Here is a 15,281-nt window from a genome sequence, read left to right as displayed (position 1 = left end):
TCACACCTCTAGCGAAAATACGGCCACCTGTTTCCCGATGATGTCGACATCCTTCTCATGAACCATGCCATTTTTTTGCGCGATGCGCATTGAACCTGTGTTTCCGTGCTGGATTAGAGAAATCAAGCGTTTATGCCCCAGCTGTAGCCCCTGTTCCTTCCACGCCTTGGCTTGCTCGTACCCATAACCCTGTCCCCAATACTGCTCTCGCACCCAATAACCGACTTCAAGCTCCTCCTTGCCTTCAATCACTTGTGGTATGAGTCCTGATGTCCCAACAAGCTGGTTATCTTCCTTGTTAAAAGCGAGCAAAAGCCCTTTGCCTGCCTTGTTCCATTGGATAAATTTTTCAAGCGTTTGCAGCGTCTCTTCCTTTGTCCATGGACCGCCGTGCCGGATATACCTCATTACATTGGGTTCTCTTGTCATCGTATACAAATGCTCAAAATCATTTTTGGTATAATCGCGAAACACCAGTCGTTCTGTCTCCATACTCCCCACCACTCCTTGTTGTTTAATCTTAATTAAGAATTGTCTGATCCCGATCCACCGTCGAGGGAAAAAACTGCTGCTGATTATAATTTGAAGCGGCACCCTTCAAACGGAAGATCAGCTTCAATCAGCCTGACCGTCTGTGAGATTGCATTCTTTTGATGTTCAGACAGGCTGTCCTGATTCCCGTTCCAATCTTTCAACCACCAGAAGAACGAGCTTATATTTCTATACTCCATAAACAAAGGAATGCGGGATATCCACTCCTGTGAGATGGGCTGTTGTTTCACATACCCTTCCAGAAAAGCAGTCAAAAATGTTTGTGCAAACTCATCCTTCGTTCCCCACTTCGCATCATGTGATCCCCACCATATCGCATGAACTGCTGCTACCCCAATGTCTAGAGCGTACCAGCCGCGTATCGCATCATCAAAATCAAAAACCGTAAGCTCACCCTGATCAATCATAAAATTATAAGGATGAAAATCATAATGAATTAAACCGTAACTATCGGCCCTTTTCGGTAAATCCGTTAGCTGCTGCTCGATTGCTCGAAGCTTACCGGTTAACAAGGCAACATTGCCTGCATGGAGATGGGGATTATCTAATTGCAGCGGATTCCAACCCGCTCTTATTAACTTTGGATCATCGGGCTGATAGCCTTGCGTTAAATGGTGTATCTTTCCCATAGTGCTTCCCCACTGGCTAAATAAATCCGTGTCCCATACACTCCAGTCATAATCAAAATAATGTCCTGCTGCTCCCTCGAATACCGTCGCAACATAACATTTCTCCTGATCCCGGCATACCGTGGTTAACTTCCCTTCTTTGTTAAGAATGGGCAAAGAAGCACGAACACCGTTAGACACCAGGTAACGAATCCATTGCACTTCTGCTTGTATGGATGTTTCATATACAGGTGCTTTTTCAGATAATCGAAGAAAATAAGTTTTATCGTTCTGAATAAATCTGTACACCACGTTAGTGGTATCACTTACCAATGTCAGTGAGTCAGGAGCAATGCCAAATGATTGAGCTGCTTGAGAAAGTATTGCTGTAGACACCATCTTATGTCACTGCCTTTCCTCAGCATATATGCCATTTATCGTGCCACGATTCCACTCGTGATTTTCATATTCGGCGCATAGGTCATGCACACATTTTCGTTGAACTCCCTCGCGAATCTCTCTTCTGCTTCGTATTGTTGATTGGCCTCTTCGTGGGTCAACCCCCGACCTATAAGCTGGGCAATAACTTCGGGCCGGTTACCGGGAATTGCACCTAATCCTTCTTCTTTTAATGCATGAACCAGTCTCTGCTTGTCCGCATCAGGCATATGTAATAAAAAAGCATGGCTCATCGCTATGTCGTAAGCACGATCCACCTGCATCGTTTCTATGTCACCCTCAATAAAGTCGGCTCGATACGATGTATGTTCATAGATTTCTTTAGCATGTTTGATCAGTTCTGTTCCCTTATCTACTCCCGTGTACTTTGATCCCTCTGGCAGGAGTGGAAGCAGCTTCAAGCCCATGTACCCGAAACCGCATCCGTAATCCATGATATGTACGGCTTTCTCAATCTTCCAGACTCTTTGAACCAGAAATTCCAAATAGTCGTCGTTATAATATAACCAGCGTGTATTCCTCAGGTATTCGATCTGTTGATCCCAGTAATATTCGGACAATGCACAGCCCCCTTCAGATGTAATCGCATTCAAAACACCCAGACAAGCTACACTTTCATTCCAATTCCTTACATCCTATTGTACTGCTAAACTTTATTCTGGTCTATCCAACCTCAACCCTCCACTTTCTCCAGAATGATATCAATCACATCGCCAGTCTCCAGTTGGTCGGTGCAAATACGGGTTTCGAATACATCCGCCTTGAACGCTTCAACACACTTGGGAGCTTGTTGATACTGCCAGCCACCGAATTGATCCCCTCGCTTGGCAAGACGCTCAAATATTTTATCTAAAGAGGCTGTCAGACAAAAATGATGCAGGTCCTGATCCATTTCCTTCAACCCACTGTAGATGTAATCAAAGTTTTCTTTTTTATAGATGGTCATGGGAATGATGAGATGTTTATTGTATTTCTGCTTCACCTCTCTGGCAATCTTCACCGTCAAAACTCTCCACAGCTCGATATCCTGAAAATCGTCAGTACGCTCCTGCTCCTTCCGATGTTCTTCTGGAAGCAGCTTGCGAAGCATATAACCGATCTCTTCCGGGTCATAGACCATACTGTTTGCAATTTTGGGCTGCAGTGCTGCTGCAGCTGAAGTTTTTCCCGCACCAAAGGCGCCATTAATCATGATGATCATACAAGCACTCCTCTTCAGCATTATCGTATTATAATTACTAGAATCTACGATGAAGCATCTCACGGCTGGCACTTTCCCGCGTAAAAATATCCTCTCGGGGCACCATACGTTTGGGCAGTGTACGCCCTGCAATAACCTCTTTCACTGCCTGCATCAACTGCGGCCCCAGCAGCGGGTTGCATTCAACCACCGCATTAATCTGCCCATCGGCCAGAGTTTGCAGCGCTTTGCGCGAACCGTCTACCGATACAATGATTATATCCTCCCCAGGCTTCAAGCCAGCTCTCTGAATTGCCTGAATCGCACCAAAGGCCATTTCATCATTATGCGCAAAAAGAACCTGCGGCCTTTCTTCTTCAGGCACTTGGAGAAAACCATGCATCACCTGCCGGCCCTTGTGTTCTGTAAAATCAGCAGGAGCACTTTGCGAGAATAAAATATGATTTTTCTCACCCAAGATGCTTCTAAAGCCTTCACCACGCTGAATGGAAGGCGTTGAGCCACTAGTTCCCTGCAGTTCAGCAATACGTATCGTGCCCGGAACATTGCGCAGCCGATCCTGAATATACTTTCCTGCCTTTACGCCCTCTTCATAGAAATCCGAACCAATCGTGGTTACAAAAAGAGCGGAATCCTCAACATCGACGGAGCGATCTACAATAATGACAGGAATGCCTGCACGCTTCGCTTCTTGAAGGATGTCATCCCAGCCGGATTCCACGACGGGTGCGATAGCAATCACATCAACCTTTTGCCGGATAAAAGAACGAACAGCCTCAAATTGTTTTGTTTGAGACTGCTCTGCATTTTTTATAACAAGCGTAATGCCTGATTCCTTGGCAGCATCCTGAATGGATGTTGTATTCGCCATACGCCAGGCACTCTCTGTGCCCAGCTGCGAGAATCCTACAACGATTGATTTCTTGAGCGGAGTCACATACTCAGCAGATTGCATCCATTCCTCTATTGAAGGTAGTGATTCATCGGTAGTTGGAACAGGAGACGGCTTCGACTCGGACTCATATGTCGTGCAGCCAGTGAGACACAGTAGAAGCAATATACACAACCAGCTCGCCATTTTTCCCAACGGTTTTCTCCCTCCTCCAACTCGATTGAACAGACCTACCCGTCTATACTGATTATAAGGCCCCACTTGACCTATACAATATTCCGGAGCTAATTTAAAGACTTGGCAGAACTTCGTCGTTCACTAAGAAGACGCTGAAACAAGATAAAGACAAACAGCATCAGGCCAATCACAATTTTAGTCCACCAAGAGCTGAGTGTGCCTTCGAAGCTAATTATAGTTTGGATAACTCCCTGGATCAATACGCCGAGGAATGTACCTGCCACATAACCGACACCTCCTGTGAGCAGAGTACCGCCAATCACAACTGCCGCAATCGTATCCAGTTCAAGCCCCATCGCGTGTAAGCCGTAACCGGATAACATATAAAATGTGAAGACAACGCCTGCAAGCGCAGAACAAAAACCGCTGAGTGTGTATACCAGAATTTTGGTACGGGCTACGGGAAGTCCCATCAGCATCGCTGATTGTTCACTTCCGCCAATGGCATACACATTACGCCCGAAACGGGTGTAGTGAGCCAGGAAAATAGCAAGCAGCAGCATAATGACGGCAAGCAGCACGTTGATGGACACAAAGCTTCCTCCCGGAAGTGAAATTTTGGCCTGTGCAACTGTAGTATAGAAAGAATTCGTTATTGTGATGGTATCGGTACTGATGACATAACAAAGCCCGCGTGCCAAAAACATACCTGCCAGCGTGACGATGAAGGGCTGAATTTTAAAATAATGAATAATGGCCCCCATCATGGTACCAAACAATGCGCCCATCACCAGCACCATCGGAATGACAACCGAGGGCGACCAGCCTTGCTTTTCCACCAAACTGGCACTGATGATCGTTGTCAGCGCAATGACTGAGCCTACAGACAAATCGATTCCCCCGGACACAATGACAAAGGTCATGCCAATCGCCGTAATGATGAGAAATGCATTATCAATCAGCAGATTAAACAGCACCTGTGTAGAAAAGAAGCCCGTGTAACGGAATGAACCGATAGCAATCATTACGGCGAGCAGACCAAAGGTAACCAGGACCGGTAGAAGTTTTCGGTTAAGATACATGGCGATTTACCCCCTGCTCAGCTGGAAACTTCCGCTTTTTGAGACGCTCGGTCATCGTTTTACGGAAAGCTTCGGATTGAATTAAACATACAGCAAGTACAACAAAGGCTTTAACTACAAGTGTAACCTCTGGCGGTACACCAATCATGTAGATTGTGGTTGTTAACGTCTGAATAATCAGTGCTCCAATCACCGTACCCATCAGATAAAAACGTCCGCCATTCAGTGAAGTTCCACCGATCACGACCGCCAGAATCGCATCCAGCTCGTACCAGAGACCTGCGTTGTTTCCGTCCGCACTGGATACATTGGAGCTGAGAATCAAGCCTGCAATGCCTGCACATAGACCGCAAAATACATACACCGCAAGTATGACCGTTTTGGAGCGAATGCCTGCCAATTGGCTGGCACGTGCATTGTTGCCTACCGATTCAATAAACAGCCCAAGTGCCGTTTTTCGTGTGAGCAGCACAGCAACAAGCAATACAGCCAGTACGATGAAAATGGAAAATGGCAGTGCGGCCAAAGAACCTGCACCAATGTATTGGTACTGCGTATTGGACACCGTTATAATCTGTCCACTAGTAATCAATTGAGCAATGCCGCGTCCAGCCACCATCAGAATCAGTGTTGCAATAATAGGCTGAATACGTGCAACAGATACCAGCGCTCCATTCCATACGCCAAGGACCAGCGAAAGACCGATGGATAATGCAAGAGCGCTCAGAATGAGCCATAGCGAGCTTTGATCCGTGCCTTTACTGATTGTCAGACAAGCCATCGCTCCCGAAATGGCAACGATGGAACCTACAGACAGGTCGATGCCACCCGTCGCAATAACCAGTGTCATGCCGATGGAGACGAGCATGAGAGGAGCTCCAAAATTGAGAATATCAATTACACTGCCATATAAATTGCCCTCACGCATCACCAGGGAGAAAAAATCCGGTGAATAGAGCAAGTTAAATAATAAAAGAAAACCGAGCATACATAACGGCCAAAACAAATGATGTTTGCGCATCCTGCTGATCATCACTTAACCTCCTGCCATAGCTTTCATGATTTGTTGCTGATTGATCTCTTCTCCAGTCAGCTCTTTCACCTTTTTACGGTCGCGCAGTACGGTTACCCGATCACTGACCCGAATCACTTCCTCCAGCTCGGAGGAAATAAACAGCACACCCATCCCCTGCTTCGATAGCGATAGAACCAGCTTCTGAATTTCTGCCTTTGCCCCGATATCAATGCCGCGTGTAGGCTCATCCAGAATCAGCAGATTCGGGTTCATTAACAGCCAGCGTGCAAGCAGAACCTTCTGCTGATTGCCGCCGCTCAGATTTTTGATCAGATGCTCCGGGTTCTTCGGATGGATCTGCAGCAGGTTCATATATTTCTCTGCAAGTTCATCCTGCTTTTTGCGCGAAATCGGCCTGGACCAGCCCCGTGTGGCTTGATAGGCCAGAACAATATTTTCACGGATTGTCAGATCATCAATAATGCCCTCCGTTTTTCGATTTTCGGAGCAGAACGCGATATGCTGATCAATTGCGTGTCGTGGAGACTTGACGGTATTGCCTGTATCTGCAACGACCAGTTTCCCTTCATCTGCACGATCCGCTCCAAACAACAGACGGGCCATCTCGGTTCGTCCTGAACCCAATAAACCAGCCAGACCAACCACTTCTCCTTTACGGATGGTCAGATCAAACGGCTCAATGGCGCCCTTCCGTCCCAGACCCGTTGCAGTAATCAGGATGTCTCGTGAACCGTCAACTTCCGTCTCTGTCGCTGATGCTCCTTGGTCAACCTGCTTTGGCAGATCTTCCAGCACTTCAAGCTCTTTGCCAATCATCTTGAGCACCAGCTCCATACGTGGAAGCTCTGCGGCAATGTATTCCCCCTCCAGTTCTCCGTTGCGAAGCACGGTCAGACGATCGGACATCTCATACACCTGATCGAGAAAGTGGGTCACGAACACAATCGCCAGCCCTTCACTTTTGAGCTTGCGCATAATCTGAAACAGCTGCTGCACTTCATTTTTATCCAGACTGGAGGTCGGTTCATCCAGAATAAGCACTTTTGCCGAGATGCTCAGTGCCCGTGCAATGGCAATGAGCTGCTGAATCGCAACGGAATACGACTGCAACGGGGCCTTCACGTCAATGATCAGATTTAATCGTTCCCGTAAAAGGCTTTCCGCATCTTTGTTCATCTGTTTCCAGTGGATGCGGCCAAATTTCATCGGCTCCCGGCCGATAAAAATATTTTCTGCCACCGTTAAGTTCGGGCATAGATTCACCTCCTGATACACCGTGCTGATCCCTGCTTTCTGAGCCTCGAGCGGCCCCGATATCGCCAGAGCATGATCGTCCATCGTCACGGTTCCCTCATCAATGGAGTAGACACCTGTAAGCACTTTGATCAGTGTTGATTTTCCTGCTCCGTTCTCACCCATCAGCGCATGAATCTCGCCCGGAAACAGGCGAAAGCTGACATTGGAGAGCGCCTTGACACCCGGAAATTGCTTCGTAATCCCGGTCATTTGCAATATGGGGGTGTGAACAGCATTCATGAAATCCTCTCCTTTTTCATAAAATCAAGTTGAACTCAAGATCTTACATAATCCACTACGATGACAGAATAACCTTCCAATCGCTGTTATCCCCAGATTATTTCTATCCTCTCCGTTAACGTGTAAATGAATAGTTCACCTTACATAGTCAAATCAAATAAAGCGTTCATCAGGTATATGCCAAAGCTGCTACAGAAAAAAGTCATTTAGCGACAGTCAGGTCGAAAAATGACTTTTCTTTGTTATTCGCATTTGCTTTTAATATTCACGTGTTGGCAGTGCTTCTTTGGCTTGATCGGATGTGAAGGTTGTTTCGTCGGTGACGATCCGGGCTTCAATCTCTTTGCCATCTACAACGGCCTGCACCGCTTCCATTAATTGAGGTCCGAGCAGCGGATTACATTCGACGATAAAATTGATCTTGCCATCCGCTGCTGCCTGCATTCCATCCTTTACGGCATCAACAGAAATAATTTTGATATCTACGCCCGGCTTCAAGCCAGCTGCTTCAATCGCCTGAATGGCCCCAAGTGCCATATCGTCATTGTGAGCATACAGAACATCAATCTTTTTATGTGCTTTGAGGAAGGCTTGCATAACCTCTTTGCCTTTGGCACGCGTAAAATCACCCGTTTGTGACGCAATGACTTTTAACTTGGCATTCGAACCGATAATCTCCATAAAACCTTCCTGACGGTCATTGGCTGGTGCAGAGCCTGTTGTACCTTGCAATTCAACAATATTTACGTCCTCTTGGGTATCCTTGTATTGATCAGCCAGCCACTGTCCCGCCTTGCGACCCTCTTCCACAAAGTCTGAACCAATAAACGTTTTGTATAAGGATTTATCTGGTGAATCCACCGCGCGGTCCGTCAGAATAACCGGAATGCCTGCATCCTTGGCTTCCTTTAATACCGTATCCCAACCGGACTCTACTACAGGCGAAAAGGCAATCACCGTTACCTTTTGCTGAATAAAGGAGCGCAGGGCTTTGATCTGATTCTCTTGTTTCTGCTGCGCATCCGAGAATTTCAGATCATAACCCGCTTCTTTAGCCGAATCCTGAATGGACTTCGTATTTGCTGAACGCCAGCCGCTCTCCGCACCTACCTGAGAAAAGCCAAGGGTAATGGTCTTTGCACTGGCAGGTGTACTCCCCTCTCCCGCGGCCGGATTCGCCGAATCTGTATTGGATGCTCCTTTGCTGTTACAAGCTGTGCTGACAAGCATGACCATCGCCAGCGTTATAACCAGTCCCCACTTTTTTTTGCTTCGCATCAGTTGATCCTCCCTTATTAAGTTCACCTTGTATGGTGTGATCACATTATAAAACGCTTACAATGCGAACTAACATGGAATGTGATTCGGTTTTTATGTAATAATTTAGTAATTTTAGAGGACTTGCTTTGAAAATGTGGAATTTCTTTGGATATTGGTGTACTATTTTGCGATCATCTGTAATGCTTAAAATTCATGTTATAATAATGCTACCTAATTATTCCTGATCCCTTCAGATGGAGTGGAAGACGTTGAAACTTGTCCAATGGATCACTTCAAGCCTCAGACTTAAATTACTCAGCATGTTCATCATCCTCAGCTCTGTACCACTCATCGTTGTTGGGTTAATCTCTTACCACAAGTCCTATACGGTTGTATCGGATCATAACAAAGCTGCCACACAGCTGGCTGCTGACCAGCTTGCCAGGAACATTGACATCATGTTTGAGGATACCGAACGGCTGCTGGAGCTCGGCAAGAATCCACAAGTGCTTCAGTATTTGTACTCCCAGTCCGAGTCCTATGCCGAAGCCAAAGCCATTTTACAGACATATAATCTCTATCGAGAAACGTACAAGTATGATAAGGTACTCAATATTTCTTTTGTTAATTTCTATGGCAAGGGTCTCAGTGAACGCAAAGGGGTATTCAAGCTGGAACGCAATCCGCTTCGAAATCCCTATTTTCAATATTTGGTGCAGTATCCCAATGCCATCTTACGCATCCCACATGCCGCACCTTACGCTGAACAGAATCAATTGGACGGATTCGTGTATCCAAAGCAGAATGCGCTTTCAATTATGACCACTGTCAAAGAACGCATTACACAGGAGGTCATCGGTTTTATAGTGATTGATATGAATGACTCATTCATTGATGATTTTTTGACAACAACAAAGATCAAGGATTCCGGCTTCTTTTATATTAATGATCAATATGGTCAGACACTGTTCCAGCCGCCAACGGAGCAAGCCTCCCCTGCCGTCATAGAGCAGCTTAATGCACTGTCCTCACACGCTCAGCAGGACAGCCTTAATCCGACCACAGGCGCTAAACCCCAATTTGTCGTATACAGCACGTCGAAGCAAACGGGATGGAGGATCGTTGGGGCAGCTCCATTTCAAGAGATTCTTGCGGAGGCTAACAGCATTCGGCAGTTAATCATTATCAGCGTTTTGTTAAGCGCATTCTTTGCTATTTCTTTATATTTTTTCCTGAATAATCGACTGATTTTTCCCATTCAGATTCTGATGAACAAGATGCGTAAAGCGGCAAGCGGTTATCTGGAGGCCAAGGTCTCCCCTGCCGGCTCAGACGAAATCGCGGATCTCGGTCAAAGCTTCAATACGATGCTGGAGCAGATCAAAGCACTGATGGAACAGAACATTAAGGAGAATGAGCAGGTAAAAATAGCCGAGCTGCGCACATTGCAAGCACAGATTAATCCACATTTCCTGTATAACACACTGGAGTCGATTATCTGGATGGCTGAAGCCGACAAAAAGGAAAGTGTGATCAAGCTTGTCCAGGCTCTCTCCAAATTTTTCCGTTTAAGTCTGAACAACGGCTTCGATTGGGTAACAATCCAAACCGAGCTCGAGCATGCCCGCAATTATCTGGTGATTCAGCAGATGCGCTATCACGATATTTTGGCTTACGAAATCAAGGTTGACCCTGAGCTGCAGCATTATCCGATTCTGAAAATGACACTGCAGCCTCTGATCGAAAACGCCATCTACCATGGCATCAAAAACAAACGTGGTCAAGGGCATATCCTCATCCAGGCCTGTGCTGATGAAACAAGTATTGTGCTGACCGTACAGGACAACGGGATCGGCATGTCGGAGGAGCAACTGGACCAATTAAGAGAAGCACTGGAACAATCCTCAGACTTCCATTCCCCTCCCAAGCAAGAGCAGGAAGGCGGATTTGGTCTGATGAATGTACATCACCGGATTCGGCTCTATTTCGGTCCTTCCTATGGTGTCGAAATGGAAAGCACATATATGGAAGGTAGTACGTTTAAAATTCGAATTCCAAAAAGCAAGGAGGCTCGGCATTGAAAAAGGTGATGATTGTGGACGACGAGATTGCTATTCGGGAAAACATACGTAGCAGCGTTGATTGGAAGCAGGAGGGTTTTCACTATTGCGGGGATGCCCCTGATGGAGAGATGGCTTTACCTCTAATAGAAGAATGGGCCCCGGATATTCTGATCACCGACATCAAAATGCCGTTTATGAACGGATTAGAGCTTGCCTCCATCGTCCGTGCGCAGAAGCCTGAGATCAAGATCATCATTATGAGCGGTCATGATGAATTCAGTTATGCTCAGGAGGCGATCCGGCTAGGCGTGACCGAGTATTGCCTGAAGCCTGTCAGCGCGGCAGAGCTTCTTCAGATTTTGCATCAGGTCAGCCAAAAAATGGATGAAGAGGAGCAACGGCTGATGAGCCTTGCCATGACTAAGGAAAAATTGCTGGCCGATCTGTGTGGTGGCCTCATTGGTACAAGTGATGCTATCGATTCAGCCAAGAAGCTGTCACTCCCCCTTTCAGCCAAATTCTATGCCATCGCCATCGTTGACGTGAGATTGGAGGAAGATGCGCAGCACACGGAGCAGCTATTGAACAAAATGCTCTTTGTCCTACAGGAAACCTGCAACGCCCATGCCGAGCTTCTTCCTTACATTCGAAGCCGTACCGAACTAGTGCTGCTGCTAAAATCCAACTCGGAAGACAGCATAACCACTTGTCTGGAAGAGCTACGAGGGCACATCCGTCTGGAACTGGAGCAGCAGTTCACCTGTAGTATCATTCTAGGGATTGGAAGCAGGCAGGAGCGTCTGCAAGGCATTCATATCTCCTATCTGGAAGCGGATGAAGATAAATACATTACACGTCTGACCCTGCAAAATAAAGCTTCACTTCGCAGGATTCAGCTTGATGAGAAAATGGATATCTTTCTCGACCGAAATCAATTCCTTGAATTTCTCAAGCTTGGCAGCCCTCATCTACGCAATCATTTTGTACAAGAGTTTGCTGCCCCGCTGAAATCTGTTGACTGGCAAAAATCAACCTATGGCTTTTATTTGTTAAATGATCTGACCCTTGAGTGCTTTCGCATCGCAAATCAGCTATTTCGTATGGGAGCCGATGCAGATGAAAGTATCAGGAGTCTGCAGGAGCGGATTCAGCGGATTGGAAGCTGGGAGCATTGTATGGAATACTTGTTCACTTTGCTGGATCAATTATGGCAACGAAGAGCGGCATCCTCTGGCAAATACAGTGATGTCATTGATCAGGTCAAATCTTACGTAGCAGAACAGTATAATAATGAGCAGGTTTCATTGAAAACCATCTCTGCCCACGTTCGTATCAGCTCCAGCCATCTCAGCAAAATTTTCAGTCAGGAAACAGGTCAGACGATTACCGAATATTTAACTCAGGTGCGAATCAACAAGGCCAAGGAACTGCTGAAAACGACGAGCAGCAAGACCTTTGAGATTGCATACAAGGTAGGTTATAACGATCCGCACTATTTTTCCAATATTTTTAAAAAAACAACGGGCTGCACGCCCAAAGAATTTCGCTCGCAAGGAGCTATGCCATTTCATGAACCGCCATCGGAGCAGATCGAAGAGCCACTGTATGAATAAATTCAGATGGACCTGCTGGCTCCTCTTTACGATGCTGCTTCTATTCACACTCACTTCTTGTGCGGTCATGACTTCTGATTCAAGTGTGCCTGCTGGCTCTACAACGTCTTCCCGTTCAAGTGAATCAGGTGGATTACAGCCCTCAGGGAAGGAAACCCGTCTGCACGCTGCGGCATCCACAGATCAACCTGAGAAGAACAAAATCTTCGGTATGATCTACCCGATGACTTATCCAACCTATGAGATGATTACGATGGACGCTGCCCAAGCCGCTGGAAAGCATCATGTCACCTTGAACGTCAATGCGCCAGATGAAGCCAATACGGAGCAGCAAATCCGTATTGTGGAGAACATGATCAAACAACACGTTGATGGCATCGCCATATCACCGGTGGACGCGGCCGCTCTCACACCAGTTATCAATAAAGCAATAGCTGCCGGTATTCCTGTGGTAACGTTTGAATCCGATGCTCCTTCCAGCAAGCGCACTGCTTATATCGGTGCTGACAACTATCGTACGGGACAACAATTCGCAATCACCACCTCAAGACTGCTGAATAATCAAGGTATGATTTTGGTCGAGAGCGGGCTGCAAGAGATGCACGGGCTGCAGCAGCGGCTGAACGGATTTATTGATTATATTCGCAATGATACAGCGATTGAAGTGCTGGAGGTCAACTACAATCAAGGCAATGAAGCTCGAGCTGCAGCCGATATTGAAGCCGTGATTGATGCTCACCCACATTTTAATGCAGTGGTCGGGCTGGATTTTGTATCTGTCTCGGCCTCTGTTCTCGTCTGGAAAGCCAAAGGGTTAAACAGGCATCTCATTGCGTTAGGTGACACCTCCACCAGTGAAAAAGGGTTGGTGAATGGGCAAATATCTGCTGTCATCTCGCAGCATGAGCGGAAATGGGGAGTTGAAATTATTGAAACGCTGCTCCGTGCAAGTGACGGGCTTGCTGTCGGGGATTTTATAGATACGGGGATTATTGAAATCAACCAGTAATTCATGATAATTACGTATTTCAAACATTAAACTAGAATACTTCCTAATAGCTTAATATCAGGAAGTATTCTGCTTGCAAGCGATGTAGCGATGCAACAGGGGTTGCACAAGCTGTAGGCATACAGTAGGAGCATACAAATGTGAACGGATACCGAACTTCAGTTGCACTTCAAAGCTCGAACAACCTCACCTTCGATAAGCTCTTCACTTACCCGGTAAAAACCGAGAGATTCATACAATTCACCTGCCACCCGATTCTCAGGTCTGTGTCCAATCAGAATACGCTTACAGCTCAGCGTTGTTCGCATCCCTTGGATTAAAGCCAGCAGTGCTTCTTTTCCATATCCTCTGCCTTGAAACTTACTGTCAATCATTAGAGCTGGAAGCCAGTAGTCACCCTTATCATCAGCTTGATTGGAATACACTGCAAAACCAACCAGATTCGTATCGTTGTAGATCGCCATGGGTTGAAAGTCTGTGACAAACCTGGATTCAGCCAGCCAGTAAACGACAGGTGCAGGGAACGTGTTTTTCTGTTCTTCACTTACTTCTAATTGAGTACAAGCAAACCAATCATCCATCGAAACAGGTTTGACCTGAACAGTCATTGGATATTCCTCCTAAGCGTTTCCTTTGTTTTCTTCCTCTTGAAAACTTAACACCGCCGTTTGAATATTGTATGTTGAACGCAGATCACTCATATGTTCTTCCTCCCTAGAAAAAGAGCAACCTTGTGCTGTTTATCGATCGTTCCACCTTCACCATCAATGGAATGTTTGATTCGCTCCAGAAGTGAACGCCGAACATCCTCAGCCAGCTGTTGATGCTTGGAATTTGTATTTCATAACGCGACATATTCGTCGCTGGAACAAGTCTGTATCCAGTTATACTCCTTAACCTCAATATCCGTGAACAAGCCGAATTGTTCTGTAATTTCTTTACGCTCCTGAATAACTTCATCTGGCGAAGGATAGTGAGAATCATCCAGATGAGGGGCTAATGCAGTGTAGTGGGAACGAATTTCATTATGCAGCGAGTCAAAGGTCGGAACATGGATCGTCCAAAACAGACCGATGCCGCCTTGATCCTTGAGCAACTCCCAAGCCCGGCGATAACCGATTTCCGGTTTGATGAAATGAAATGCTTATATGCATTCTGTTATGATTTCTTTCATTGACTGACCAGATTGGCAGGTAATATCCGTAGTTTATTGGTTTCTGGATTAAACGCCAAATACAGCGTTCTTCGTTCTCCTTTTTTCACATGCACATAATCTGTTCCCATACCGAATAAACTTCTGCCAGGTATCCACTGCGATCCCATAATTTTTAGATTGCGATACACAACCAAATATTCCTTTGCTTCAAACATACTTCCTTCATCCAGAGCCAGTGGGGTTTTATTCCAGTTCGTACGAAGGATTTTCAGGGTGGTGAACACTTGATCATCTGAAATTTGCTGCTTTCCTGTTCCTTCAATGAACACCTCAGCATCAGGCGATGACCGAACAAAATCATATTCCCCCAACGCTTGATCAGTTCGATCCAGAACAATGAGCGGATCTAATACGAAATAAGAAGCGATGATTATGAAAAAAGTATACAAAATCATCATTCTCTTTCTCCTGATTTCCATGAATCCCCTCCCTTTCAGATGAATTGATTGGGTTACAATTTTAAAAAAAGCCCATGACAGAATTTAGCTTAATAACACATTTCTGCATGTATCAAGCTCCATTATATCATGGGCGATATCGAGTGAAACTCTGAATATTTACTCATTTACTTCTTACT

General features: G+C 46.0%; 15 protein-coding genes. 3 read left to right on the top strand and 12 right to left on the bottom strand.

All coding sequences use genetic code 11. From position 1 onward, the window contains the following. The 9 genes from DFQ00_RS07860 to DFQ00_RS07820 all read right to left on the bottom strand — a co-directional run bounded on the left by DFQ00_RS07860 (window position 1) and on the right by DFQ00_RS07820 (window position 8,821). A complete protein-coding gene (locus DFQ00_RS07860; protein WP_110895940.1) occupies window positions 1–492 on the bottom strand; it encodes a GNAT family N-acetyltransferase in 492 nt (163 codons plus the stop codon). An 83-nt stretch (window positions 493–575) separates the two neighbouring features. Continuing rightward, window positions 576–1,556 carry a phosphotransferase enzyme family protein gene (locus DFQ00_RS07855; RefSeq protein WP_208643766.1) on the bottom strand — a complete coding sequence of 327 codons (981 nt, stop codon included), beginning with the start codon at window positions 1,554–1,556 and terminating at the stop codon, window positions 576–578. Between the two features lie 38 nt (window positions 1,557–1,594). Beyond that, window positions 1,595–2,179, bottom strand: coding sequence for a methyltransferase domain-containing protein (locus DFQ00_RS07850; protein ID WP_110895938.1), 585 nt, complete (start codon window positions 2,177–2,179; stop codon window positions 1,595–1,597). 113 nt (window positions 2,180–2,292) lie between these two features. Continuing rightward, on the bottom strand, window positions 2,293–2,820 hold the full coding sequence (locus DFQ00_RS07845; RefSeq protein WP_110895937.1) for an AAA family ATPase: 528 nt from the start codon (window positions 2,818–2,820) through the stop codon (window positions 2,293–2,295). Between the two features lie 37 nt (window positions 2,821–2,857). Further along, on the bottom strand, window positions 2,858–3,898 hold the full coding sequence (locus DFQ00_RS07840; RefSeq protein ID WP_244213755.1) for an ABC transporter substrate-binding protein: 1,041 nt from the start codon (window positions 3,896–3,898) through the stop codon (window positions 2,858–2,860). Between the two features lie 98 nt (window positions 3,899–3,996). After that, window positions 3,997–4,971 carry a galactofuranose ABC transporter, permease protein YjfF gene (gene yjfF, locus DFQ00_RS07835; RefSeq protein ID WP_110895935.1) on the bottom strand — a complete coding sequence of 325 codons (975 nt, stop codon included), beginning with the start codon at window positions 4,969–4,971 and terminating at the stop codon, window positions 3,997–3,999. Then, window positions 4,961–6,004 (bottom strand): ABC transporter permease, encoded by a 1,044-nt coding sequence (locus tag DFQ00_RS07830; protein WP_110895934.1) that lies wholly within the window; start codon window positions 6,002–6,004, stop codon window positions 4,961–4,963. Before DFQ00_RS07830 ends, yjfF begins: the two co-directional genes overlap by 11 nt. Before the next feature lie 3 nt (window positions 6,005–6,007). Beyond that, window positions 6,008–7,543: a sugar ABC transporter ATP-binding protein gene (locus DFQ00_RS07825; protein WP_110895933.1), complete on the bottom strand. Its 1,536-nt coding sequence runs from the start codon at window positions 7,541–7,543 to the stop codon at window positions 6,008–6,010. Between the two features lie 258 nt (window positions 7,544–7,801). Continuing rightward, window positions 7,802–8,821 (bottom strand): ABC transporter substrate-binding protein, encoded by a 1,020-nt coding sequence (locus DFQ00_RS07820; protein ID WP_110895932.1) that lies wholly within the window; start codon window positions 8,819–8,821, stop codon window positions 7,802–7,804. 251 nt (window positions 8,822–9,072) lie between these two features. On the opposite strand from DFQ00_RS07820, the gene DFQ00_RS07815 reads away from it, so the two are divergent. From DFQ00_RS07815 to DFQ00_RS07805, 3 genes are read left to right on the top strand one after another with little or no spacing between them, the layout of a single operon-like run. Beyond that, on the top strand, window positions 9,073–10,884 hold the full coding sequence (locus DFQ00_RS07815; protein ID WP_110895931.1) for a cache domain-containing sensor histidine kinase: 1,812 nt from the start codon (window positions 9,073–9,075) through the stop codon (window positions 10,882–10,884). Between the two features lie 5 nt (window positions 10,885–10,889). Further along, a complete protein-coding gene (locus tag DFQ00_RS07810) occupies window positions 10,890–12,479 on the top strand; it encodes a response regulator transcription factor (protein WP_244213754.1) in 1,590 nt (529 codons plus the stop codon). After that, window positions 12,472–13,488 (top strand): sugar ABC transporter substrate-binding protein, encoded by a 1,017-nt coding sequence (locus tag DFQ00_RS07805; protein ID WP_244213733.1) that lies wholly within the window; start codon window positions 12,472–12,474, stop codon window positions 13,486–13,488. The genes DFQ00_RS07810 and DFQ00_RS07805 overlap by 8 nt, the downstream gene beginning before the upstream one ends. A 158-nt stretch (window positions 13,489–13,646) precedes the next feature. On the opposite strand, the gene DFQ00_RS07800 is transcribed toward DFQ00_RS07805, so the two are convergent. The 3 genes from DFQ00_RS07800 to DFQ00_RS07790 form a co-directional block, all read right to left on the bottom strand. Continuing rightward, window positions 13,647–14,096, bottom strand: a complete 450-nt coding sequence (locus DFQ00_RS07800) for a GNAT family N-acetyltransferase (RefSeq protein WP_110895929.1) — start codon at window positions 14,094–14,096, stop codon at window positions 13,647–13,649. A 233-nt stretch (window positions 14,097–14,329) separates the two neighbouring features. Then, on the bottom strand, window positions 14,330–14,584 hold the full coding sequence (locus DFQ00_RS07795) for a hypothetical protein (RefSeq protein WP_110895928.1): 255 nt from the start codon (window positions 14,582–14,584) through the stop codon (window positions 14,330–14,332). Between the two features lie 74 nt (window positions 14,585–14,658). After that, window positions 14,659–15,099: a hypothetical protein gene (locus DFQ00_RS07790; protein ID WP_208643765.1), complete on the bottom strand. Its 441-nt coding sequence runs from the start codon at window positions 15,097–15,099 to the stop codon at window positions 14,659–14,661. Window positions 15,100–15,281: the final 182 nt, after the last annotated feature.

Source organism: Paenibacillus barcinonensis (assembly GCF_003217495.1).
GTDB classification, from domain to species: domain Bacteria; phylum Bacillota; class Bacilli; order Paenibacillales; family Paenibacillaceae; genus Paenibacillus; species Paenibacillus barcinonensis.
This window is presented reverse-complemented; position numbering and strand designations above follow the sequence as displayed.